Annotated in this window: 27 protein-coding genes; 21 read left to right on the forward strand and 6 right to left on the reverse strand. The window is 33.4% G+C overall.

Going from position 1 to position 23,532, the window contains the following annotated elements; translation table 11 throughout:
• The first annotated feature begins 32 nt into the window (after positions 1 to 32).
• The 3 genes from ILT06_RS14680 to ILT06_RS14690 all read left to right on the forward strand — a co-directional run bounded on the left by ILT06_RS14680 (position 33) and on the right by ILT06_RS14690 (position 3,190).
• A complete protein-coding gene (locus tag ILT06_RS14680; protein ID WP_000720526.1) occupies positions 33 to 704 on the forward strand; it encodes a response regulator transcription factor in 672 nt (223 codons plus the stop codon).
• Positions 701 to 1,723 (forward strand): sensor histidine kinase, encoded by a 1,023-nt coding sequence (locus tag ILT06_RS14685; RefSeq protein WP_064475911.1) that lies wholly within the window; start codon positions 701 to 703, stop codon positions 1,721 to 1,723. Before ILT06_RS14680 ends, ILT06_RS14685 begins: the two co-directional genes overlap by 4 nt.
• An 834-nt stretch (positions 1,724 to 2,557) precedes the next feature.
• On the forward strand, positions 2,558 to 3,190 hold the full coding sequence (locus tag ILT06_RS14690; protein WP_064475910.1) for an ATP F0F1 synthase subunit alpha: 633 nt from the start codon (positions 2,558 to 2,560) through the stop codon (positions 3,188 to 3,190).
• Between the two features lie 177 nt (positions 3,191 to 3,367).
• On the opposite strand, the gene ILT06_RS14695 is transcribed toward ILT06_RS14690, so the two are convergent.
• Positions 3,368 to 3,622: a SunI/YnzG family protein gene (locus ILT06_RS14695; RefSeq protein WP_222655237.1), complete on the reverse strand. Its 255-nt coding sequence runs from the start codon at positions 3,620 to 3,622 to the stop codon at positions 3,368 to 3,370.
• A gap of 292 nt (positions 3,623 to 3,914) precedes the next feature.
• On the opposite strand from ILT06_RS14695, the gene ILT06_RS14700 reads away from it, so the two are divergent.
• Complete coding sequence (locus tag ILT06_RS14700; RefSeq protein WP_064475985.1) at positions 3,915 to 4,658, forward strand: M15 family metallopeptidase; 744 nt, start codon at positions 3,915 to 3,917, stop codon at positions 4,656 to 4,658.
• 206 nt (positions 4,659 to 4,864) lie between these two features.
• The gene (locus tag ILT06_RS14705) at positions 4,865 to 5,011 is read left to right on the forward strand and encodes a hypothetical protein (protein WP_179194442.1); all 147 of its coding nucleotides are present in this window, start codon (positions 4,865 to 4,867) and stop codon (positions 5,009 to 5,011) included.
• Between the two features lie 1,048 nt (positions 5,012 to 6,059).
• On the opposite strand, the gene ILT06_RS32520 is transcribed toward ILT06_RS14705, so the two are convergent.
• A complete protein-coding gene (locus tag ILT06_RS32520) occupies positions 6,060 to 6,356 on the reverse strand; it encodes a hypothetical protein (RefSeq protein WP_002142559.1) in 297 nt (98 codons plus the stop codon).
• A gap of 557 nt (positions 6,357 to 6,913) precedes the next feature.
• On the opposite strand from ILT06_RS32520, the gene ILT06_RS14710 reads away from it, so the two are divergent.
• Positions 6,914 to 7,192: a hypothetical protein gene (locus ILT06_RS14710; RefSeq protein WP_229135873.1), complete on the forward strand. Its 279-nt coding sequence runs from the start codon at positions 6,914 to 6,916 to the stop codon at positions 7,190 to 7,192.
• Positions 7,193 to 7,260: 68 nt separating this feature from the next.
• Here ILT06_RS14710 and ILT06_RS14715 read toward each other — a convergent pair whose 3' ends face one another.
• The gene (locus tag ILT06_RS14715) at positions 7,261 to 7,467 is read right to left on the reverse strand and encodes a hypothetical protein (protein ID WP_088047108.1); all 207 of its coding nucleotides are present in this window, start codon (positions 7,465 to 7,467) and stop codon (positions 7,261 to 7,263) included.
• A 509-nt stretch (positions 7,468 to 7,976) separates the two neighbouring features.
• Between ILT06_RS14715 and sigI the strand changes: the two genes are divergently transcribed.
• The 4 genes from sigI (at position 7,977) to ILT06_RS14735 (ending at position 11,211) form a co-directional block, all read left to right on the forward strand.
• The gene (gene sigI / locus ILT06_RS14720; RefSeq protein WP_064475907.1) at positions 7,977 to 8,699 is read left to right on the forward strand and encodes an RNA polymerase sigma factor SigI; all 723 of its coding nucleotides are present in this window, start codon (positions 7,977 to 7,979) and stop codon (positions 8,697 to 8,699) included.
• Positions 8,692 to 9,996, forward strand: a complete 1,305-nt coding sequence (locus ILT06_RS14725; protein ID WP_308010586.1) for an anti-sigma-I factor RsgI family protein — start codon at positions 8,692 to 8,694, stop codon at positions 9,994 to 9,996. The genes sigI and ILT06_RS14725 overlap by 8 nt, the downstream gene beginning before the upstream one ends.
• A 183-nt stretch (positions 9,997 to 10,179) precedes the next feature.
• The gene (locus ILT06_RS14730) at positions 10,180 to 10,446 is read left to right on the forward strand and encodes an ArsR/SmtB family transcription factor (protein WP_048560064.1); all 267 of its coding nucleotides are present in this window, start codon (positions 10,180 to 10,182) and stop codon (positions 10,444 to 10,446) included.
• 384 nt (positions 10,447 to 10,830) lie between these two features.
• The gene (locus ILT06_RS14735; RefSeq protein WP_088047110.1) at positions 10,831 to 11,211 is read left to right on the forward strand and encodes a hypothetical protein; all 381 of its coding nucleotides are present in this window, start codon (positions 10,831 to 10,833) and stop codon (positions 11,209 to 11,211) included.
• A gap of 230 nt (positions 11,212 to 11,441) precedes the next feature.
• Here the strand turns inward: ILT06_RS14735 and ILT06_RS14740 are convergent, their stop codons facing one another.
• Positions 11,442 to 12,893, reverse strand: a complete 1,452-nt coding sequence (locus ILT06_RS14740) for an FAD-dependent oxidoreductase (protein ID WP_064475903.1) — start codon at positions 12,891 to 12,893, stop codon at positions 11,442 to 11,444.
• Positions 12,894 to 13,107: 214 nt separating this feature from the next.
• Between ILT06_RS14740 and ILT06_RS14745 the strand changes: the two genes are divergently transcribed.
• Positions 13,108 to 13,278 carry a hypothetical protein gene (locus ILT06_RS14745; RefSeq protein ID WP_179876817.1) on the forward strand — a complete coding sequence of 57 codons (171 nt, stop codon included), beginning with the start codon at positions 13,108 to 13,110 and terminating at the stop codon, positions 13,276 to 13,278.
• Positions 13,279 to 14,452: 1,174 nt separating this feature from the next.
• Here ILT06_RS14745 and ILT06_RS14750 read toward each other — a convergent pair.
• Complete coding sequence (locus ILT06_RS14750; RefSeq protein ID WP_064475902.1) at positions 14,453 to 14,776, reverse strand: winged helix-turn-helix transcriptional regulator; 324 nt, start codon at positions 14,774 to 14,776, stop codon at positions 14,453 to 14,455.
• A gap of 124 nt (positions 14,777 to 14,900) precedes the next feature.
• On the opposite strand from ILT06_RS14750, the gene ILT06_RS14755 reads away from it, so the two are divergent.
• The 6 genes from ILT06_RS14755 (at position 14,901) to ILT06_RS14780 (ending at position 20,160) form a co-directional block, all read left to right on the forward strand.
• Positions 14,901 to 15,434: an NAD(P)H-dependent oxidoreductase gene (locus tag ILT06_RS14755; protein ID WP_064475984.1), complete on the forward strand. Its 534-nt coding sequence runs from the start codon at positions 14,901 to 14,903 to the stop codon at positions 15,432 to 15,434.
• A 133-nt stretch (positions 15,435 to 15,567) separates the two neighbouring features.
• Entirely contained in the window at positions 15,568 to 17,070 is a 1,503-nt protein-coding gene (locus tag ILT06_RS14760; protein WP_064475901.1) for a class I adenylate-forming enzyme family protein, read from the forward strand.
• Between the two features lie 144 nt (positions 17,071 to 17,214).
• The gene (locus ILT06_RS14765) at positions 17,215 to 17,778 is read left to right on the forward strand and encodes a GNAT family N-acetyltransferase (protein WP_064475900.1); all 564 of its coding nucleotides are present in this window, start codon (positions 17,215 to 17,217) and stop codon (positions 17,776 to 17,778) included.
• Positions 17,775 to 18,479: an SDR family NAD(P)-dependent oxidoreductase gene (locus tag ILT06_RS14770; RefSeq protein ID WP_064475899.1), complete on the forward strand. Its 705-nt coding sequence runs from the start codon at positions 17,775 to 17,777 to the stop codon at positions 18,477 to 18,479. The genes ILT06_RS14765 and ILT06_RS14770 overlap by 4 nt, the downstream gene beginning before the upstream one ends.
• A complete protein-coding gene (locus ILT06_RS14775; protein ID WP_081257304.1) occupies positions 18,473 to 19,249 on the forward strand; it encodes a GNAT family N-acetyltransferase in 777 nt (258 codons plus the stop codon). Before ILT06_RS14770 ends, ILT06_RS14775 begins: the two co-directional genes overlap by 7 nt.
• Positions 19,250 to 19,260: 11 nt before the next feature.
• Positions 19,261 to 20,160 (forward strand): PhzF family phenazine biosynthesis isomerase, encoded by a 900-nt coding sequence (locus ILT06_RS14780; protein ID WP_064475897.1) that lies wholly within the window; start codon positions 19,261 to 19,263, stop codon positions 20,158 to 20,160.
• A gap of 35 nt (positions 20,161 to 20,195) precedes the next feature.
• On the opposite strand, the gene ILT06_RS14785 is transcribed toward ILT06_RS14780, so the two are convergent.
• A complete protein-coding gene (locus ILT06_RS14785) occupies positions 20,196 to 20,405 on the reverse strand; it encodes a hypothetical protein (RefSeq protein WP_000801653.1) in 210 nt (69 codons plus the stop codon).
• 176 nt (positions 20,406 to 20,581) lie between these two features.
• On the opposite strand from ILT06_RS14785, the gene ILT06_RS14790 reads away from it, so the two are divergent.
• Genes ILT06_RS14790 through ILT06_RS14805 form a run of 4 tightly spaced genes read left to right on the forward strand, consistent with a single transcriptional unit; the run spans position 20,582 to position 23,442 of the window.
• Positions 20,582 to 21,421 carry a phosphotransferase family protein gene (locus ILT06_RS14790; RefSeq protein WP_064475896.1) on the forward strand — a complete coding sequence of 280 codons (840 nt, stop codon included), beginning with the start codon at positions 20,582 to 20,584 and terminating at the stop codon, positions 21,419 to 21,421.
• Between the two features lie 27 nt (positions 21,422 to 21,448).
• Positions 21,449 to 22,006: a DUF7010 family protein gene (locus ILT06_RS14795; RefSeq protein ID WP_064475895.1), complete on the forward strand. Its 558-nt coding sequence runs from the start codon at positions 21,449 to 21,451 to the stop codon at positions 22,004 to 22,006.
• Positions 22,007 to 22,034: 28 nt separating this feature from the next.
• The gene (locus ILT06_RS14800; protein ID WP_064475894.1) at positions 22,035 to 22,859 is read left to right on the forward strand and encodes an MBL fold metallo-hydrolase; all 825 of its coding nucleotides are present in this window, start codon (positions 22,035 to 22,037) and stop codon (positions 22,857 to 22,859) included.
• A 16-nt stretch (positions 22,860 to 22,875) separates the two neighbouring features.
• On the forward strand, positions 22,876 to 23,442 hold the full coding sequence (locus tag ILT06_RS14805) for an SGNH/GDSL hydrolase family protein (protein WP_064475893.1): 567 nt from the start codon (positions 22,876 to 22,878) through the stop codon (positions 23,440 to 23,442).
• Positions 23,443 to 23,532 lie beyond the last annotated feature (90 nt).

The following is a 23,532-nucleotide window of genomic DNA, read 5'->3' on the forward strand; positions in this document are numbered from 1 at the left end:
AGCCTTATATTCTGTATAGGGAGGGAAAAGTCATGAAAAAAATCATTCTGATTGAAGATGACGAAATCATCAGAGAAGAATTACAACATTTTTTTATAAAGTATGGATATGAAGTAAAGGCTCCCACAGATTTTAATCATATTATCAAACATATAGAAAGTGAGAATGTAGACCTTATATTACTAGACATAAATCTTCCTGTGTTCGATGGCTATTATATATGCAGAGAAATACGTAAAACTTCAGATGTTCCAATCATCATGGTTACAAGCAGAGATAGTGATGTAGATGAACTAATAAGTATGAATTTAGGAGCAGATGATTTTATAACAAAGCCTTATAATACAGAAATACTATTAGCAAGAGTAACAAACATTTTAAGAAGAACATCTGGAGATTTAAAGACGAATCATATCTTAATTTATAGAGATTTTAATTTAAATCTCTCAAATGCAACAGTTACTTATCAAGACAAGTCTGTAGAGTTAACTAAAAATGAAGTTAAAATACTCTCATGCTTAATAAATAATCGCGGATATATTGTAAAAAGAGATTCACTCATAGAAACCTTATGGAAATCTGATTATTTTGTGGATGATAGCACCTTAACTGTTAATATAAATAGATTAAGAAAAAAGCTTGAAGAGATAGGTATAGAAAATCCAATTGCAACAAGAAGAAGCTTAGGGTATATAATGCCATGAATATAGGTGAATTTATTAAAGATAAAATGGTAGTAATACTATTTAATGTACTGTTATTTATTATACTAGCAGGTATATTGCTGACTGTGAATGTTCAGTTCATTATAATATTCTTTGTCTTTTGTATTTGGTTTTTTCCATTGATTATATATATGGCTATAGAATTTATAAAATGTAAAAATTATTATAATGAGATTAATGGCATATTAGAAAAGTTGGAGAAAAAATACCTACTTCCAGAGGTAGTAAAGGAATCAAACTTTATACATGGGGAAAAGCTTAACGCTATACTGAAAGAAGTAAGTAGAGATATGCATGAAAATGTAAAATATTATAGAGATATGCAATCGGATTATAGGGAATATATAGAAACATGGGTACATGAAATTAAGACGCCGATAGCTTCTACAAAGCTAATAATTGAAAATAATCAAAATGAAGTAACTAATAAAATAGACTCCCAATTGGATCGAATCGAAGGGTTTGTAGAACAGGTGCTGTATTATTCTCGAAGCAATAATGTCGGTAAGGACTATATTATAAAACCAATCAACCTTGATGATGTAGTAAGAACTGTAATTAAAAGAAATTATAGAGATTTTATTCATAAGAGAATAAAATTAGATATACAGGATATTGATGAGATTGTATATAGTGATGGGAAATGGATTGAATTTATTATTAATCAAATAATAGGAAATTCCATAAAGTACTCAAATAACAAAAAATCAATGATACGTATATATTCAATTAAGAAAGCTAACTCAGTAATAGTAACCATAGAGGACAATGGAGTAGGGATAATACCTAAAGATATAAATAGAGTTTTCGAAAAAGGATTTACTGGAGAGAATGGAAGGAGATTTAGCAAAAGTACAGGAATGGGCTTGTATCTATGCGAAAAACTGTGTTCAAAATTAGGATTGAAAATTGGCATTGAATCTGAAATGAATAAAGGAACTAGAGTTACATTAATATTTCCTTTATCAGGTATGGTAACTTTTGAGTCTTATTTATAAAGAAATGCTGCCATCTTCCCACGAATCTCATATGATACTTATGAACAAATGTAAAACGGTATGAAAAGAGTAGAAATTCTATTCTTTTCATACCGTTTGTATTATTTAGCCAATTAATGTATTGGTATATTTAATTAAAGGCTATGCTCTTTATCCATTTCATACAATATAAAAAAACACCCGCGATTGTTCGAGGGTGTTACTTCGCCTGTTTAAACTTCTACAGTAAAACAGGGTCCGATTATGTTCATATGCAGGTGAGACATGTCTATCGTCTCTTTATTGTAAACCTACCAACGAAAAAACAAGAAACAACATACTGAATAAAGTGATACCATTATCCTTAAGATAATGTTCATAATATACTGCTAAACTGTACACAATTCATTAGAATCCATCTGTTTTTAATTAACTTTCCTTTGAATACACCAGTACTACGCCCTTTTTAGACAATGTAATATCTTTATGCTTTAGATACACAACATGGTAGATTTGAAGTACTTAATAAAAAGGGGAAACATCAGGGAGAAGTAGGCTTTAATTTAAACTCAACAAAACCTGAGGACAAATCTGGGGGGCATATTTTTGTTTGCATTATTGTGTTCTAACGAGGATTATATTGTAAATAGAAGGTCTTTTAATTACCTTATCAAGTTATTTTTTGTTAGTTAGAAGCAGGCATAAGAAAATTACATAGATATATTGCGAAAATGTAGTATGTAAGATTGCATCAATAAAATGGTTGCAATTCTGGCCAACCTGTAACTATAATAGTTACAGGTTGGCCGATACCAATCAAACAAATACAATTATCATGAATGGAGATGTTATAGAATGGGTATGAAAAAATTAATTTTAGCAGGTGCTTTAGGATTCGCAGCATTATCAGGAACAAATCTACCAGGATTAGAAGCAACAAAAGCGAGTGCAGCTTCTATTGAAACGAATTTCTCGACGTTAGAAGGACGCGTAGTAGAAGTGGACCATGGTGTGATTGTTGTGAAATCTAAACAATACGAAGAACCAGTTAGTGTGTATATAGAAAATCTTTCAAATGTGAAAGTAGGAGACGAAGTAAAAGCAACTGGATCTATGATGCGTAACTTCACGGAATATATGGTTGCAACAGAAGTTGAGAATACGACAAACAAATTAGGTATGCATTTAAAAGAAAATGGCTCACCTGATTATGTGATTGGTGAAGTATCAGAAGTAGGTACGATGGAAGACAGTGCGACTACATATGTCGTAGTTGAGTATCCATCACAAAATGGGGAGAAAGATGTTATTGACGTGTTCTTAACAAAGGGGCAAGTATTTAAAACAGGTGAGAAAGTGAAAATTGATATGAAGTATGTAGGTTGGGGCGGCATTTCTATTAATTACAACACAGTTGATCATATCGAAAAAGTGCATGAGATAAACAATAGCACTCAAAATAATGATGATGTGTGGATTTGGTCTTAATAAGATTAGTAATATTAGAATCGAAACAGTAAGACGTACTTATGTTGTAAAATCTATACTGAAGTGAGTATGGATTATAAAATTTATTTCGAATAAAGCAAAAGAGAGGAGTCTATTCTATGACTTCTCTCTTTTGCTTTATTCGAACTTTGTTTGAGTCTATTTATATGACCATATTTAAGCAAGAATAGCTTTTAAAATTGACACTTTGTTTGTAGTAAATAATACATAATTTTGTTTTACAGTTCTAATTAATATACGATCAGTTGTCCCATATGCTGTTCCGATACGGATTGCACTTGGTTCTTCAACACCCGCATAGGTATCATCTTCGGCAACCTCGATTACATCACGTAATGGAATCGTGACCTCCGCAAATTGCCATGAAATAATTAACTCTTCTTTTGTTTTTTTGACATCAATACCTAGCATTATACCAAGACCTTTCTATAATAGAATGCTACACTTCTTATCTTATTATAAAAATTTTTAGATTATATTTCTACATGTATGAATAGAGCGGATATTTTAAGGGTGCCAAAAGAACGGGAAGATATACTATCAATCTATTAAGGAATACGTTATGAAGAAAAGTTCACAGGGAATTAATATGGATTTGATATGGTTGAAGTATGATGAATGAGTAACAGTAACAGTAACAGTAACAGTAACAGTAACAGTAACAGTAACAGTAACAGTAGGAGTTGCAGGAAGGAAATGAATGATGAGACTTAAATTAGTAGGAACCTTAACTTGTATAGTAGTAATGTTAGGTATCTTTATCATTTATACCAATATATCTATTGGTAAAGAACCATATAAGACAAACTATGAAACTAGTGAAAACTCCATAAATAAAGAAAAAAATAGTAAGCAAAATAGGACTTCAAATAAGATAGCAAGTTCTTTTGCTAGTGTACAGGCTGTAGTAAATAAGGAATATGGTTTACCCGAAGACTATATGCCAGAGGATTTAGTTGTACCAAATGTACCGTTCTCATTTAGTGGAACGGTAGAAAAGAGTCATCTTCGTAAAGAAGCAGCAGAAGCGTTAGAAAAACTATTCCTTTTAGCTAAGCAAGATGAGATCCAGTTGAATGCTGTTTCAGGATTTCGTTCCTATGAGTATCAAAAAGGCCTGTATGCCAACAATGTTAAAAAGAAAGGGCAAGAGCATACGGATCGCTTCTCTGCAAAGCCAGGGCATAGTGAACATCAAACAGGATTAACGATGGATGTTTCTTCTAAAAGTGCAAACAATGAGCTAGAGCTAGCCTTTGCAAATACGAAGGAAGGAAAATGGCTAAAAGATAACGCACATCGTGCAGGATTTATCATCCGTTATCCAAAAGGTAAAGAGAATATTACTGGATATGCTTATGAGCCTTGGCATATACGCTACGTAGGAGATATTGCTAAAAATATATATAAAGAAAAACTAACTTTAGAAGAATATATGAATCTGTGAAAATAGAATTGAAGAGTTAAACTGTATTCATTGTTTATGAATGCTACTTTTTCTATTAAAAAGCCTAATTTCTCAATGTTTTGTAGAGAAATTAGTTTTTTTTCATTACTTTATTAGAGTTTTTTAGGCTTCGTTCGTTGGTATACTTCACACAATATTATAAAGGAAATAGAACTTACTGAAGATAACATATGAATGTTTTATAAATGTATCAAAAAAGTGAACAAAATCGTTATTTTGCACAACAAGGTAGCCAGCTTAATGAAATAACTGCTTGTAAAAAAAGAAGCCCTACAGGAAATATTACAGGGCTTCACCAAGTTGAGTTATGTCGTATTCAAAAGGGATTTTAACATGATATTTGTGTTGAATAAACTGGTAAATGTGTCCAAGTAATTTGGAGCTATTTTATAAAAAAAGAGAAGCGCTTAATCAGGACGCTCCTCTTAATGCCAATACACAATAACTATCCCATTATACTGTATAAGCGTAAAATATTTAACAATTACCTTCGTGGTAAATATTTCATTTTGCCTTAGTACCTTAAAATCACGAAAAAAGGTTCCGCTGTTTCCAACAGAACCTTTCCTAAAGTGGCAAAGAGTAACTCTTACCTTACTCTTTGTTCATATACTACAGGAGTGTTAATGAAAATCCAAGGCTCCTTATATTGAAAAATAAAGAAGAATCATTATAAAAAATTTTATCTTTTTTCATAAATAAAAGAGCAGCTAGCAAAAACTAACTGCTCAATACAAGGAGATACAGAGAAAACTAAATGGATTTTGGCATACAGCCTATCAACATTATGGACATAATATTGATTTTTATTCGAAGGAATTCATGTTTTACAAATCAGATTATGATAGTCGATATTCTCCATATTGACCAGAAAAGAACCAAGAATTCTAGTGAAATTCCAAGTGTTCTTTTCCTAGTTTTTTGAAATTCTTTTACTAAATAGCCAATAGCGCTAATTGCTAGAAGAATGAAAAGAATAAGTTCTAGTGTAACTGGCATTTGATCTACTCCTAATCAATTATTTTAATTTATTATATAACGATTATAAGATATTTTTTGTGGTTAGTGGTGAAAAATTTAACAAAACCATCTCTTTACAAAAAAAAGGTCCTGTTGTTTCCAACAGAACCTTTCCTAAAATGGCAAAGAGTAACTCTTACCTTACTCTTTGTTCATATACTACAGGAGTTTTAATGAAAATCCAAGGCTCCTTATATTGAGAAATAAAGAAGAATCATTCTAAAGAATCTTATCTTTGTTATAAATAAAAGAGCAGTTAGCAAAAACTAACTGCTCATCTCCAAGGGGGAACAAAGAGAAAAATCTAATGTCATCTATATTATTGACGGAATATTGAGTTTTACTCATAAAAAACTACGTTTAACTTAATGCATAACCCACAATCAAAGTTAGTGTTAAAAACACTGATAATAACAATGTTAGTAAGACTGTTGCTACACTCCTAAGCATCGCGATCCAATTATTCATCTTAGAAAATCCTATAATGCCAGCAAAAAAAGTTCCTATTGTTAAAACTAGTAATATAAATAAAGGGTGAATGTGTAATGAATCCGTGAAAAATTTGAATAATTCAAGTGGAATTTCAAAATATAAACGGAATAGTCCAACGCAAATCAAAGAGCATATAAAGGACCATAGATTGAGGTTATGCTTCATAGCTTTCTCCTATGTTTTCAAAATAGTTTTATTCAATTTTAATGGGAAATAAAAGCAAAATATAGAGGTTATAAATTAGAATCAATTTTTAACAAAATAATCCTTTTAATAGAAAGCGAGGAATAACAATGGGACATGAATGCTTTTTTCTTTGTTATATAGAAATTATACATTAAACATATATTAATAAGCGCTGTTACGACAGGCTAAGGAATAGTAATAAAAAGATGAGGCCAATGAAACCGTATAAAAACCAAAAGAATCCTAAGATGGGGAATGTTTTATGAAAATTAAGCATGGTAAACCTCCTTGGGTATATAGAGGATTATAATATATCGTTGGTCTATTTAGAAGAAAAAACATAAATTAGTACACATTAAACGTGAATTTGAACAAAATGGACATTTTAAAGTAGCGAATGCGCTGCTTTTTTATTTTATCAAATAAATTGTTTTTGAGTAGAAATGAAAATAGGGGGTTGCCTTAAACATTTATTATTAATCAAGAATATGAGTATAGAAACAGGTCTAAATTCTGTAATGGTGGAGGGGATTGTTATGGACATAACTCAAAGTGTGGTAAGAATAGTGGTTAATGGGAAAGACCTTCCGTTCACTTCAGTTCAAACCTCTGCATGGAATCATGGACCTGTAAATGATTTAATCGTTTCGACGAATCAGAGAATGAATGAGCTTTATCAATTCATGTGGTCACAAGTACCAGTTACGATCTCGGTGTATTTTCTTCAAGGGGCGGACTTAATGAGATTCGCTAGAATCGCTGGAATTAATGAACGTGTAACGGGAGAATATATATATCATTTCATTTGGGGATAAGAAGAATTCAAAGTAGCTTAACAGCTGCTTTTTTATTTTGCATAGAAAAAGGAACCATAATAGGCTCCTTAATTTGATTCAGAAGTTGTGTAGTTTTTCTTGATGATATCTTTTATGTTGATAATTAAGGATATAAGGAATCCAGCAGCTAGGATACCGTTTACCCAGTAATATGTATTCCCGGATGTAAATGTATTATAAAAGGAATCGATATTATAATACACTAAGCCTGCTGAAATGACGGTAGAGATTACTAACGTACCAAAACTTTTCATGACGCCGTCCTCTGATTCTGAAAATTTAGACTTTTGATACAATTATACATTTAAATAAAAAGGTTTACAAAGGAATTACCATAAGGAGGAGTTATAACGATTTTCTTCCAATTGATGGTTTTTATTTTTGAAAAAATAACTATTTTATAAAAAAAATTTTTTTGACCCCCATAAAATTATTTGTTCCTTCGAATATATGTAAAGTAGAAGAAAATAAATGAAAGAAAAAGCTAAAATTACCAAAAATATAGCGAAGAGTTATTCAAAGAGTGCGGCTAAAATAGAAAAGAGCAAGTGGTATTGCAAAAGAAAACAAGAAAGCAGTACAAAATACAGACTTCACTTTAGTACAAGTGGAAAAAATAGTCATATAAAAAATCGGCCTCGAAAAATATGAGTAATAGCAAGTAGACAAGCCCAAAGAAAAGTACTAAGAAAATGTGGTTAAATGGTCACTTGTTTAGTGGTCATTTTGCTATTTGAAGCAGAAGGAGGCTGGAAGATTACTAGTGTTGAGTTTAGTAATGAAGATCCTAAGAAAACCGAAAATAGAAGATATCGTATATAACATACAAAACAACGGAGGAGATAAGGAAGCATTTATCGTACAGTATCAGCCTTTTATTAGAAAATCCATATCGTCTGTCTGTCGCCGATATATTACAGAACAGGATGATGAATATAGTATTGGACTGTTTGCGTTTAACGAAGCAATTGAACAGTATTCATATAAAAGAGGGAAATCTTTTCTAGCGTTTGCTGATCTTCTTATAAAAAGAGATGTAATTGACTATATACGCAAGGAGTCTAAGCATAACTTTGTCTTTTTAAAAGAAGATGAGCAAGAGGAAATGTTAGAAAGGCAAGTATCGCTTACGGAGTATATGAAAGAAATCGAAAATAGTAACCGTAAGGAGGAAATTCTTCATTTTCAAAGTGTGTTAGCTGAGTTTAAAATTACATTTTCAGAGCTTGCTAAAGAATCTCCTAAGCATCGTGATACGCGTGAGCACCTAATAGAAATTGTGAAGATTATTATAAAAGAAGAGGAAATGATGGAAGAGCTGTTCCGTAAGAAAAGATTACCCCTAAAACATATTGAACCACTTGTTAGGGTAAGTCGTAAAACGTTGGAACGACATAGAAAATACATTATTGCGATGAGTATTATTTTTGCAAACAACTATACATACATTCTTGATTATATAAGAGGGGAAAAGCATGATGAATAAAGGAATTGTGATGGATATAAAAAAGCATAACGTAGTTGTTTTGACTCCAAATGGAGAGTTTATTACATTTAAAAGAAAAGCGCACCCATACATGATAGGAGAGGAAATCTCGTTTAACAAACAAGAACAAAGAGCGTCGCGTTTTTCCATACCACCTTTCTTAAAGCCTACAACAGTAATTGTTGCTGGTTTTCTATGCGTATTGCTGTTTTTTTACAATCAACCAGAAGAAAAAGTGTTTGCTTATGTCTCAGTTGATATAAATCCAAGTTTAGAGGCGAGCGTAACGAAGGATCTTCGTGTTATAGATTTGCGGGCTCGTAATGATGATGGAAGGCGTATTTTACAAGAAATGAAAAGATGGGAAAATAAACATCTGCAAGACGTAATACGTACGATTATAAAGCAAAGTCAAGAGGATAAGTATTTAACGAATGATAAGCAAGTTATGCTAACGGCTGTTGCAAAGGACAAGTTGCTAGAACCACAGTTGCAAAAGGCTATGCAGGAATTAAAGAAAGAGTATGAGATAAAACATGTTACAGTCGAATATCAAAGCAGTACGATGCAAATGCGGGAGGATGCCGAGAAAGCAGGAGTTGGAACGGGCGTTTATATAAAACAAGAGAATGAGAAGAAAAAATCGCTTGCTCCATCTGAAACGCCGTCTAATCAAGAACAACAAAAGTCGTCTTCTGATGCATCATCGGACGCATCTCCTGTAAAAGAAGAAAGTAACGAGAAGAAAGAGTATATAGAACAAAAGCAATCTAAGGAACAACAACCGAAGCAGATAAAAGGAAATAATAGGCACCAGCAAGAGAATAACGGAAGAGGCTCGCAAGGGAATAATGGGCACCAGCAAGAGAATAACGGAAGAGGTTCGCAAGGAAATAATGGGCACCAGCAAGAGAATAACGGAAGAGGTTCGCAAGGAAATAATGGGCATCAGCAAGAGAATAACGGAAGAGGTTCGCAAGGAAATAATGTGAATCAGCAAGGGAATAACGGAAGAGGATCACAAGGAAATAATGCGAAGCAGCAAGAGAATAACGGGAGAGGCTCGCAAGGGAATAATGGAAATAAGCAAGAGAATAACGGAAGAGGGTCCCAAGGAAATAATGTGAATCAGCGAGAGAACAACGGAAGAGGTTCGCAAGGAAATAATGGACACCAGCAAGAGAACAACGGAAGAGGTTCGCAAGGAAATAATGGACACCAGCAAGAGAACAACGGAAGAGGTTCGCAAGGGAATAATGGAAATCAGCAAGAGAAGAATGGCAGAGGGTCTCAGTAAGGAAGGCTCCTACCACATAATATTTAGTGAAAGAAAATCTATAGAATATTGAACGGAGGAGAGATTCCTTCCATCTGAAGATATTTTTTAACATTTTTTTAAAATGACGGACATAAAATCGTATATCCTTTCGAATTATATATATGGATATCATTAATGTTTATATAAAAGGGGAGAAAAAATATGAAAGAAATGTATGAAGAAATCACTGAAATATTGAAGGTATTAGCACATCCTGTCCGTTTATCATTAGTAAAAATAATGCTTGCAAAAGGTCCTATTAACGTAACGACAATGTATGAAATGTTACAAATGCCTCAAAGTACAATTAGTCAACATTTATCTAAACTAAAAGCTACGAAAGTCGTTACAGGTACTCGGAAAGGGTTAGAAATTTATTATGAGGTAACTGACAATCGCACAAAATCAATACTAGCATGTTTAGTTTAAATACTGATTGTCTAGACATTAAGAAGAGGATGCTAAAGTAAGTTTATGACTACAATTTTTAAGATTTTATACAAAAGTAATATGTATAAGTGTGTGTGATTTTCTTACTAACATAAGTTGTATGTAGACTGGTTATTAATTTGTTATACTTCTTAATTAGCTTATTTTATTTATTTAATAATATTGTATGATCTTCACCTTGTTAAATTTAATATTATTTTATTAAAAATTAGTAAGGTGAAGGATTATTTATGTACACATGAAATATTTTATAAAGAGTACGACTTTACTCCAAAGTTACATTTTTAGTTTTTTCATCTATAGATCTAATACTAAAGGGAAAATAACTGAAATATAAATGTAATTGAAAGGAGTGGAATAACAATGGAGGTAAGCCTTTTTTTAGGTTTTTTTTGGGGATGGGTAACGGTTATCATCACAGGAATACTTTTTGTGCGACCATCTGTACTACGTGAACTGAAAAAATTAGTGGTAGAAGACAGAGGATTTGGAATTATGTATGGCTTTCTATCAATTTTCCTAGGATTAGGTACTGTTATCCTGCATAATGTTTGGACACTTAATTGGCAGGGACTCATTACACTGATTGCATGGCTCGCACTATTAAAAGGGATTTATGTAATTGCATATCCTGAACCATCCAAGAAAACCGATTTCGAAGTAAGGGTACTATCTACTCGTATAGTGCTTGCTATCCTTGGTGCTTTATCTTTATGGATGCTTATAATACTTTATATGAAATAGAGACAAATATTTATGATCATGAGAGTATATAGGTGGGGAGTTTTGGGTAGTCCTTTGGAACGGGATTTTATAGTTAACTGTAAATGTAGTGTTTCTTCCCCTGTAGATATGTTTTTATAAATAGTGAGATGGGCAAAACGAAGAGAGTCCTAAATAAATAGGATTCTCTTCGTTTTATAAAAGTGAATTTATCTTATATCACTAATACAATTGATAATCATTTTTCTGGACTATTCGCAATTATCTACCTTGTTATACTCAATGTCGGCTATGTGACCATCCGGTCGAATCAAAACGGTATCTATATTTTTTAACTTGGGATCTTGTATTTCTCCTACTATCACCTTTATGTGTGAATCAATATTTATTTTATTTATCTTATCTATATAAGAAGGGTGTATTAATAAGATAAATTTACCATCCTGCATTAATTCAAAGAGTCTATAACTTTTCTTATTTAGAGAAGAAATAGTGAGATTTGTACATCTTTTTCCTATCAATGGATGCCTTTCTGTATCGTGCATCGACGAATACATTATCCCTAAGCCACTTACTCTTTCAGATAAATCGTGATTTATCTCGGGGTATGTAAGTAGGTGCGAAAATAAATCCCTTAATTCCATTCCTGCGTTTGAAAAGTTTATCATTAATTGTTCTTGCGCTTGTACTTCCTTGAAAAATTGTTTTCCCACAGCATGTCTTTCAATATGATAACTTTCTAATAGGCTTTCATATTTTTTTTGTTTTATTGCGAGTCCTAATTTCCAGCCTATATTAAAAGCATCTTGTAGACCTACATTTAAACCTTGTCCTCCAGCAGGGAAATGAATATGTGCTGCATCCCCTGCTAAGAATACACGCTTATGTTGATAAGTATTTGCTAGTTTGGTTGCATTACCAAAACGAGAAAGCCATATTGTGCTCTTAATTTGAAGATGTTCACCTGTAATACTATAAATACTATCTATAAACTCTTTTTTTGTAACAGCAACATGAACAGGTATTGTCTGATTTTTAGGATCAACAATTGCAAAACGAAATACATCAGGTTTAATAGGTACCATCATTAATATCCCATTTATATTAGAAGTAGATAAAAATGGAGTATCTGGTATATCTTCTAAAATAACATCACCTAATATAGCAGTAGTTGTTGTGTTTGTTCCATTAAACGGTATATTTGATAATTCACGAACTATACTTCTTGCTCCATCAGCTCCTATTACATATGGAACTTCTATTTTATATATTGTTTCTCTTTGTTCTATTTTTAGTTGTACGAATGTTTCATATTGTTTTAAGTCTTTCAGAGTATGCCCGCGTTTAATGACTACACCTAATTCTAATGCATGTTCTTCTAATATTTCTTCTGTAATAGATTGGGGAATAAAAAGTGTATATGGAAAATCAGTATTTAAATTTTTAAAGTTTAATCTTGTATCTAAGGCAGCAAAATGACTTGTATTTAATTTCTTTCCTCTAGCTAAAAATCTATCTGCAATACCTCTCATAGCCATCAATTCTAAGGAGCGGGGGTGTAGTGTGAGTGCTCTAGAATTTCGTACCCTGTCTAATCTTCTCTCTAAAACAACAACTTTTACGCCTTGGATAGCTAATTCACATGCTGCCATAAGTCCAACTGGACCACCACCAACTACCGCTACATCATAATAATTGTCCATATCATGCCCTCCATTTATTTAATAGTTTAAGAGCTAATGTGAAAAATTGTAAATAGATTTATAAATGCTATCTATTGTACATATATAAGTATACTTCATTTTAGTTTCCTTAGAAACTAAAATGAAGTTCCTAGGAGAAGTCTACATAGTAAGTGTGTAGTTAAAGCTATATAGCGTGTCTACAGCAGTAGCCATTGGGTAGCATTGATATGTAATGGCGTTTGCATTAAAAGCTGCAGCTTCTTCTGCTTGTGCTATTTTTGCTAAAAATGCTACTGTTGTAGTTCCATGTGGGAGTTGTAAAGGTCTTTCCGCTATTCGTAGTTTTAATGAAGTAGTAGTGGTTTTAACTCGACTTCAAATAATTCGCTTTCAATTTCATTAAGTGCATACATTGATACAGGATGTGGAGAGGTATTAGATAAGACTTGTGATGAAAGAAGTTCTCCTGATGATGAGTAAAATGTAACAAACACTTGTGAAAATGGAGGGACCATAATGATTACACGGCCAGTTTTTTGTAACGTATTAACCAACTCCAAAATAATATAGTTTTATAAAAATCAAAAAACAATAGATAAATATAAAGATATTATTATGGGTACTTTTCCGATAGTGAATTAAGAAAATTAATAAACTCTTTATTTTATTGTAAATAATGTAAGAGCACACAAATATGCGTGCTCTTAGAATAGAAAGGTAGTTTTCTATGAGTAGGGAGTCCCCATACAATAAAATATGCTTGTCCAATTTAAATGTGAGAAGTTTTTTAATAAAAACGCTATTTGGTAAGTCTATGTAAAAAAACGTCTTGTACAGGCACTCTTTGCAAAGTATTTTGTCTGCAGTCATAATTTTTAAAGTTGATGAGAGCTGTTATCCGACTAATAAAACTAGCCATTAAGCTCCCAAAAAAGAAACCCCATCGACCAGTTACTAGAGCGACAGTTAAGAAAAGAGTGGTATTAAAATAATCATTATCAAGATGTTCCTTTATATGAAGTGAATTCCGAAAACAGGACACAATTGTAGTCCATCTATCACTTATGATTGCTGTTAATTATATGGAGCATGTAGAACTAGGATTGTAGAAAGTCCTGATATTTGTGCATATTCCACTTCAGATTATTATACCGGTAATTTATATTTGTTATTGCTATAATTCGCAAAAGGATACATTCATAAGGGGATATTTTAAAGGATTAGCGGTGATCAATATATATATAGTGTTAAATGCAGTGATGATGTTTTACTATGACTATGAGATAACCCGTATTTTTCTAGTCATAATAAAACCACATCTCAAATTGTCGACTGTATGTCTAACAACTAGGATGCGGTTCAATTAATAAAAAGTGTCCGAGTTAAATATAAGGTAAAAAGTATAGGATACTTTTGTTATAAAGAGTATTTATAGATGAATGTTATTGTTTTTTACTTTTGAAAGATTTGAGGTTCTAAATTACGAGTTGTTGGAGTACCTCTAATATAAAATTTCAATAGAAATATTGAACTACTAATATGAATGTATCAGATTTAATAAAGATGGTAATGTTCTGTTAGTCATGTAATCTTTTCATTTGATGATCTTTTCCCCATTCACATAGTTCATCCATAATTTGCATTAAAGATTTCCCGTATTCGCTTATTGTGTACTCAACCTTTGGTGGTACTTCTTGATATACAGTACGATGGATAATCCCATCAGCTTCAAGTTGCCGAAGTTGTTGAGTCAGAACTTTTTGCGTAATGTTTGAGATTTCTCTTCGGATTTCATTTGTTCGCATTTTTCCATCCATCAAAACACATAAAATATGAACTTTCCATTTTCCGCCGATTACATCGAGTGTCGTTGCAATTGGGCAGTCTTCATTTTGATTCATATAACACCTCCACAGGTACTTTAAGGTTCCTATAGCACTTTAAAGTACGTACTTTTCAATTATATGTGACTCATTCATACTAATACGTAAAGGGTTGATTAATTTATAAAGGGGATGGAAGATGATGAAAACACTTGTAATTGTAGCACATCCTGATATTGAAAAATCAAAAATTAATAAAAGATGGATTGAAGAAATTGAGAAATATTCGGATGAAATTACGGTGCATGAATTGTATAAAGTGGCACCGAATTGGGAGTTTAATGTGGAAGAGGAACAAAAGTTGTTAGTAGAACACGACCGATATATATTTCAATTTCCACTCTACTGGTACAGCTCACCACCATTATTGAAAAAATGGTTTGACGATGTATTAACATATGGATTTGCGTACGGATCAAAAGGGGATAAAGTGAAGGGAAAAGAGTTTGGTGTAGCTATTTCTATAGGTGGATTAGAAAAAGACTATGAAAATAGCGGAATTACAATGGATGAGTTAACGAAACCATTTCAAGCTACTTGCTTATATACAGATATGAAATTTATACCTTCATTTTATTTATATGGTGCCGAATATAAATTAAGTGATGAAGAGATTGATAAAAGTGCACCGGAGTATGTGCGCTATGTGATGAATAAGGAGTATTCTAATATATAAGAGGCAATAGCCATTTACTTGTTAAGTAGATGGCTATTTTTAGTGAATTTATATTCACTAAGTGTAATCTTTAGTAAATTAATAGTTAATCTGGTAAAATAAAAAACCTAACATATATAAAGGGGAGTTTTACTTGAGAACGATGCAAAAATTATTACAAAAAAGAGCAATGCAATCACCAAATTTGGAAGCGCTTGTAGGCGGAGAGAAACGGTATTCGTTTCAGCAGTATAATGAACGAGTAAATCAGCTTGCACATTATTTGTTACATAATGGTGTGCAAAGAGGCGATCGTATAGGAATACTATGCAAAAATAATCACCTGTTTCCAAGCGTTATGATGGCAAGTTTAAAAATTGGAGCGGTATGTATTCCGCTAAATCATCAGCTTACTGTTTATGAACTAGAAACGATTGTAAAAGAAGCGAAATTAAAAGTGTTAGTTATTGATGAAGAATTTAGTGAAGTTTTATTAAAGATTGATGCTGTTAAAGAAATTCCTTATGTAATGAAAACGACAGAAGAAGGTTTTGGTTCGTTTGAATTAACATTACAAGAACAGCCAAGTACAGAGCCGAACGTAGAAGTTCATGAAGATGATGATGCGATTTACTTATTTACTTCAGGAACGACTGGACAGGCAAAAGCATGTGTAATTGGACATAAAAACTTACATCATTATTTTACTGAAATTGCGGGGCAAAGAGAATTTCCTGCAGGTGAACGCTTTTTATCCGTGCATCCATTATTTCATATGAGTGGCGTGCTTTCTATTTTAAATTGTATTTATCATGGTGTTACGATGATTTTCTTAGCTGATTCGAATCCTACTCTAATTTGGGATAAGATTGAAGAAGAGAAAATTACGACGATGCTTGCGTTCCCAGCTGTTTATAGCTACATGCTGGATGAGCTAAATAAAAAGGAACGAAACATTTCAACTTTTAAAGTAGCGCAAAGTGGTGGTACAAAAGTGCCAGAAACCCTCATTCAAAAATATATGGAAAAAGGAATATATATGGTGCAAGGATATGGGAGTACAGAAGGTTGGGTTGTAACTTCATGGCATCCAATGATGGGAAAAGAAAAGATGTCTTCTGTAGGGAAAACACTGAAACATGTAGAGCTGAAAATTGTTCATCCAGAAACAGGTGATGAACTAACAACAAATGAAATTGGAGAGATTCATGTAAGAAGTCCATACATGTTTAAAGGGTATTGGAATAATGAAAAGGCGACAAAGAAGGTAGTAAAAGATAGTTGGTTTAACATGGGCGATGCTGGCATGATAGATGATGACGGATTCCTGCATATTATGGGAAGATATAAAGACGTTATCATACGCGGTGGTGACAACGTATATCCAGATCAAGTAGAAGATGTTATTCATGAAATACATGGTGTTTTAGAAGTTGCAGTAGTTGGGGTTTCAGATGACTTTTGGGGAGAGATTCCGACAGCGTACATTGTAAAAGACATGCAAACGTCTTTAACGGAAGAAGAAATTATACAGCATTGTAAAGGGAAATTAGCAAGTTATAAAATACCCGAAGTTGTATTTATGGAAAAATTACCGAAAAATGCTTTAGGGAAAGTGTTGAAGAGGGAATTAAGGGAAGATGTACTTGTAAAATAAAAAGTTATTAGATGATGAGAAATCCAGTTATGCAGTGAGCATGACTGGATTTCTACTTGTAAAGAACATAATAATTTACTAGATTTTGTATTTCTTGTAAGATAATAAAGAATATTCAATCATTAATTAAAGGAAGAGATATAAATGAAGCTGCCGCTATTACAAGTAGAGACAGAGAGACTTATGATTCGTCAGTTCCAAAAAAATGATTATGAAAGTTGGTTAGATGGATTTCGAATGCGGTTACCAGCTCAGTATAAATACGATGATGGCTATCATGATATGTCGTCTTCAACAAAAGAATGGTTCACGGAATGGATAAGAGGTTTTGATGAAGCAGCGCATCGAGATGAGATGTATGTATTAGGTATTTTTCGTAAAGAAGATGGGGCTAATATTGGAAAGCTAGAGCTAATAAAAATTTTACGTATGGACTATCAATGGGCGATGATGGGCTATTCCATACATAATCAATACTGGAAAAATGGATATGGCATGGAAAGTGTGAAAGCTGCGTTATCGTTATTTTTTAATAGTCTTCATTTTCATAGAATTGAATTACATATACATGTTGATAATGAGCCATCCATTCGTCTTGCGGAACGAGCAGGTTTTTCTTTTGAATGCAAGAGAGAGGCGTTTTCTTTAGAGAATGGTAAGTGGATGGATTTTCTTATTTATTTTAAAAATAAGGAGATGGAAAAATGAGAGTTCTAATTACAGGTGGAAATCGTGGATTAGGGTTACAGTTAGTAAAAGTATTTCATGAACATGGGCATATCGTTTATCCGTTAGTTAGAACTGAGGTTGCGGTTACGCAATTGAAGCAAATGTTTAGTTGTAGATGTTTTCCTATAATGGCAGACTTATCGATTGATGAGAGTACGGAGCGAATTAAGAACCAGCTTAAGGAATATACGGAGCATATTGATCTAGTTATAAATAACGCTGGAATTACTGGAAAGGAGACTGAGATTTTACATACGAATTCAGAAGAGTTAACAGACTTATTTAATATTCATTGCTTAGGTGTAATTCGAGCTGTAAAAGGTACCTATGTGGCTTTAGCTAAATCGGATCATCCGAGAATAATAAATGTGTCCTCTCGATTAGGATCATTACATAAAATGGCGAACAAAGAATTTCCGCAAGGTCAGTTCTCATATTCCTATCGAATTGCTAAAGCTGCACAAAATATGTTAACACTCTGCTTACAACAAGAGTTTGAGAATAAAGGAATTCGTGTAACGGCAATTCATCCTGGGAAATTAAAGACTGACATTGGTGCCTTTGATGCGAATATGACTCCGGCTGAAGGAGCGCAAAATATATTTGATTGGGTAATCGATTCAAATGAGGATGTTTCAGGGAAGTTTATTGAGCCGGGTGTAGGGGAATTGAAGTGGTGAAGTACGATCTTACAGTTGTTCAAAGTTTATTTGGTCCTTCAAAAAAAGTATTAAATGGTTTACCAAATGCAGTAACGATTGAAGAGATAGAAGAAGATATTTTTTATAACGTACAAACTTATAAAGAGAAGATAAGTAGATTTGAAGAAATTTGTTTTAACTGGGAGTTAAAAAGAGCGAGTATTGTATTAAACAAAAGGTTTAGTAGTTATTACTCAAGTGCGAGGGTGTTACTTGATGCGGATTTTTCTTTACATGCAGCAAAGATAGAAGTGTGTAGAGGGTTAGACAATGTAGAGGCGCTTAACAAACGATTTACATACGGTTCAATAGAAGAGACGTTATCGGAAAAAGAATTTAAATGCATTTGGGAGCAATGTATGGCGGATTCAGGAAATCAAACTTCAATTTTAAATATTGATGAGCATTTTTATTCAGTGCAAACGGAGATAGGTAAAGGTTGGGAAAAGTCATGCATTGTTTTTTATAATGAAAATGATCCAATTGGTTTGTCCATACCGCATATAGAGTCTGGAACGGAAAATGAAGGACGATTATTTTACTTTGGGGTAATGCCTCATTATCGTGGGAAAGGAATCTCTTCCCAACTGCATCTTCAATCGTTACATATGTTAAAGGAAATGGGTGCTACTTATTACATCGGAAGCACACATACTTCAAATGAAAAGATGCAGAAGATATTTTGGAGAAATAATTGTTCGGTGAAAACGGAGATAGAGCTTTATTATAAAATTTTTAAAGAAGGTTAGGAGAAAAGAAAATGAAGAACATAAACGTATTTCATTACGACGCATTTACGAATAGACCAAATATGGGTAATCCAGCAGGTGTTGTATTAGAGGCAGATGGATTAACGGAAGAGGAGATGCAGCATATTGCTGAAAAAGTTGGATTTAACGAAACGTCTTTCGTTCTTTCTTCAGAAGTAGCAGATATAAGAATGCGCTATTTTACACCTCGTTTTGAAATGGATGTATGTGGTCATGGGACAGTTGGGACAATATTTGCCTTGCGTGAAAGAGGTTTATTAGAAGAGAAAACAAATTTTACGATTGAAACGAAGGCAGGAATTTTACCAATACAAATAGATGTAAATGATAAGGGAGAAGCCTTTATTAAAATGAGGCAGGCAGCACCTCAGTTTAAAGATTTTGCAGGTTCAAAAGGTGAATTAGCTCATAGCATTGGTTTGGACGTAAAGGATTTAGATGTAAGTTTACCGATTGTATATGGAAGTACGGGGAACTGGACTGTAATTGTACCGGTGAAAAATCTAGATGTATGTGAGAAGATGAAGCCTAACAATGAAGTGTTTCCATCGGTATTAAAAGAAATACCTAACGCTTCTATTCATCCAGTTTGTTTAGAAACTTATGATGAGCAGGCACAAATGCATGGGCGCCATTTCTCATTGGCTTATGCGGGAACGATTGAAGATCCAGTGACAGGAACGGCTTCAGGTGTGATGGGAGCGTACTATGCGATGTATGTGGAGAAAGATTTTGACCATGAAATGGAGTTAATCGTTGAACAAGGACAGGAAATGAATAAAGATGGTCGTGTAACCGTATATGTAACGAAAGATGGAGAAAATAAGAGATTACAAATAGATATTGCTGGAACAGCGGTGTATGTGAATGAGTTTGAAGTTTCAATATAAAAGAAGAAAGCCCGGCATATAGCCAGGGCTTTACGTTATCTGTTCAACACTTCAATATACGAAGCATCTCCAGTCGTTCTTAAAGCAGAGCGGAAATTGTTGTTTTCTAATGTTTTAGCGACTTGTTGTAACTGCTGTGCATCATCATGATGGATAAGTAAGCTGTCAGCACCGCTTTCTTCTATATGAATGTGTTCGACATTTCCAATGGCATCATGTACTGCTTTTAAAAATTCAGGTTTCATATTGTCCTCCTAATATGTATGTAACATTGTTGTTAGTATTTCCTTATTTTTGAAATATAAAAGTAAATGATTTTTTGTTATATTAAGATTTTGGAAGGGGTTTCCTATCCGTTTGTCAAATAATAGTAAAGTTGTCTTTTGAATTGAGGGAATCTTCGGAATTAAAGGGTGAGGGAATGGACATTTCAATAATTGCTGCACAACTAGTTAAGGAGAAAGTTATTTCACATGATCCAAATAGCGTAAAAGTGTTGAACGGAGGAACGACAAGTACTGTATATTTGTTGGACGAAAAATATGTAGTAAAGCTGAATGAAGCGGAAGTGATACGTGAAGAAGCTAATTTTCTTTCTTTTTATGAGGGGAATACTTTATTTTCAAAGCTTTTGTATAAGGAACCTTTACATACATATTTCGTGTATTCTTTCCTTGAAGGTAATACTTCGTGCGAACAAGGATTTAAACGAAGTACGCTTCGTACACTTGTAAAAGAAGTTATCAATAAGTATAAAATGGTTCCAGAGGCAGAAGGCTGGGGATGGAAAGAGAGTCCGGTTCAAACTTGGAATGAATTTTTAACGACAAATGTGATGGAAGCTTATGAAAATGTAAGACGTTACATAAGTGAGGAAGATTATAGAATTGTTCTAAAACTAGCAAATAGGGATGCCGGAGTAAATCAGCCCTTTTTATTACATGGTGATTTCGGATTTCATAATTTTATATTTCGAGAGAATAGGTTACATGGGGTAATTGATCCGTTACCTGTTTTAGGAGATCCTTTATATGATTTAATTTACGCGTTCTGTTCAACTCCAGAAGATATAACAAAAGAAACGATTGATTATGTGATGAAACAATGTGTATTTCATAAAACAGAACGAGATTTATACGAAGAAATAGTCATAGGATTATATTTGCGTATAGATACATGTGTAAGACACCACCCGAAAGATTTAGAAGATTATTTAGTAGCTTGGCGTTATTGGATGGGCGAAATTGAGCCGGCTTTATAGTACAAATAGTTTGGGGGAGATAGTGAAATGAACATAGCAGAAGCAAAACGAGATTTAGCACAAAGAACGAAAAAAGGATTTCCAGTTATAATAGCTGGTATTTTATTTTGGGTTATAGCGAGTATAACGGGTGTTTTTCTTTCAGAAAAGCAAGTTGTGTGGGTGTATTTAATTGGTATGGGTTGTGTGTTTCCTTGTGGCTTAATGATAGCTGCCATATTAAAAATTGACATGTTTGCGAAGGGGAATCCGCTAGGGACTTTAGCTGGATTAATTGGCGGGATAAATGTATTAAATATTCCGTTTGTGTTACTTGCCTATTTTCAATTTCCAGAGTGGTTACCTTTTGTAGTAGCGATGTTAATAGGTGTTCATTTTGTACCGTACGTATGGATTTATGAAAGTAAAAGTTATGGTTTACTGTCAGTAGGGACCATATTCGTAACGTCAGTTTGCGGGATTCTTTTTGCTGACAATGGATTTACTGTAATTCCATTGTCAGTTACAGTTGTCTACTTACTAACTCTAATAGGTTTAGTAATTGAAAATAAAAAAATAGATCATTATCAACAAAAATCAGCTTAATAAAAATATAGGGATAGGGGGAATTATTATGAAAAATTTCGTTTGTACAACGTGCGGCGTACAGTATGCAGCGGGTGTGGAAGAACCGGTAAGTTGTGTTATTTGTGATGAGGAGCGACAATATGTGAATCTGAAAGGGCAGTGTTGGACGACTTTAGAAAACTTGCGAACGATTGATACATATAAAAATGAAATGATAGAAGAAGAGCATAGACTTTATAGCATTACGACAAAACCGAAATTTGCGATCGGTCAAACAGCATTTGTCGTAAAAACGGATTCCTATCGTTTATTATGGGATTGCATTACTTATTTAGATGAAACGACAATTGAGAAGATAAAAGAGTGGGGTGGGTTAGATGCGATCGCACTATCTCATCCTCATTATTATTCAACGCAAGTAGAATGGGCAGAAACGTTTAATGTACCAATTTATATACATGAAGACGATAAAGAGTGGGTAGTACGCCCGAGTAGTCGTATTATTTACTGGTCTGGTGAGTCTTTACAATTAGCGGACGGAATTACTATTCATCGTCTCGGAGGACATTTTAGCGGCGGTTCTGTATTACATTGGGAAGAAGGAAATGATGGGAAAGGTATTTTATTAACAGGTGATATTATTCAAGTTGTAGCGGATCAGCAGTGGGTGAGTTTCATGTACAGCTATCCGAACTTAATTCCATTACCGGCGAGAAAAGTGGAAGAAATGGCGAATCGAGTGAAGCCATTACAATTTAATCGTTTATATAATGCTTTTCACGGAGTAGTGAAAGAAAATGCAAATGAGGCAGTGGAACGTTCTGCTGAAAGATATATTAAGGCGGTAGAAGGAAAGTTATTTCGTACGTAAAAGGAGAATTAGCTCTATGAAAACGTTAGTATGCTTCGGTGATAGTATTACAGCTGATGAAACGTTTTTTGATGGAACGCCGAGATTAACACCGCGTTTGCAAGAGATGTTTCCAAATTGGAAGGTGGTAAATGCGGGGGTTCCGGGTGATAATACGTTCGATGCGTTACATAGGGTTGAAGATGATGTACTATCACATAAACCAGATTTTGTCACAGTTTTTCTTGGTACGAATGATTCGGTATTATTTGATCCAGTACCATTACAAGTATACAAAGACAATCTAGAGAAGATTATAAGTATGATTTCACCAGAAAAAGTATTACTTATTAGTCCTGCGCCAGTTGATGAAGAACGCCAGCATAATAGAACCAATAAAGTACTTGGTCAGTATGCAGACGTAGTAGAGGAAGTGGCAAAGGAAACAGGAAGTTATTTTCTAAATTTATATGCTGAAATGATTCAAGAGCCTCATTATAAAAGATTTGTAGAAGATGATGAAAAAGACGGTTTACATTTTGGACGACAAGGTTATGAATATTTAGCGGAGTTAATTGGTAAAAAGTTAAAAGGGATTTTGTAAGAAGCAAAGTGTGCGCGCTTTGCTTTTTTGCTCGCGTATTTCCTCCTACAATGCTGCTGTGTTCAATGCAGTAGCGTTTAATATGCTAAA

Source organism: Bacillus sp. 17RED48 (assembly GCF_019837545.1).
Taxonomy (GTDB): Bacteria; Bacillota; Bacilli; order Bacillales; family Bacillaceae_G; genus Bacillus_A; species Bacillus_A wiedmannii.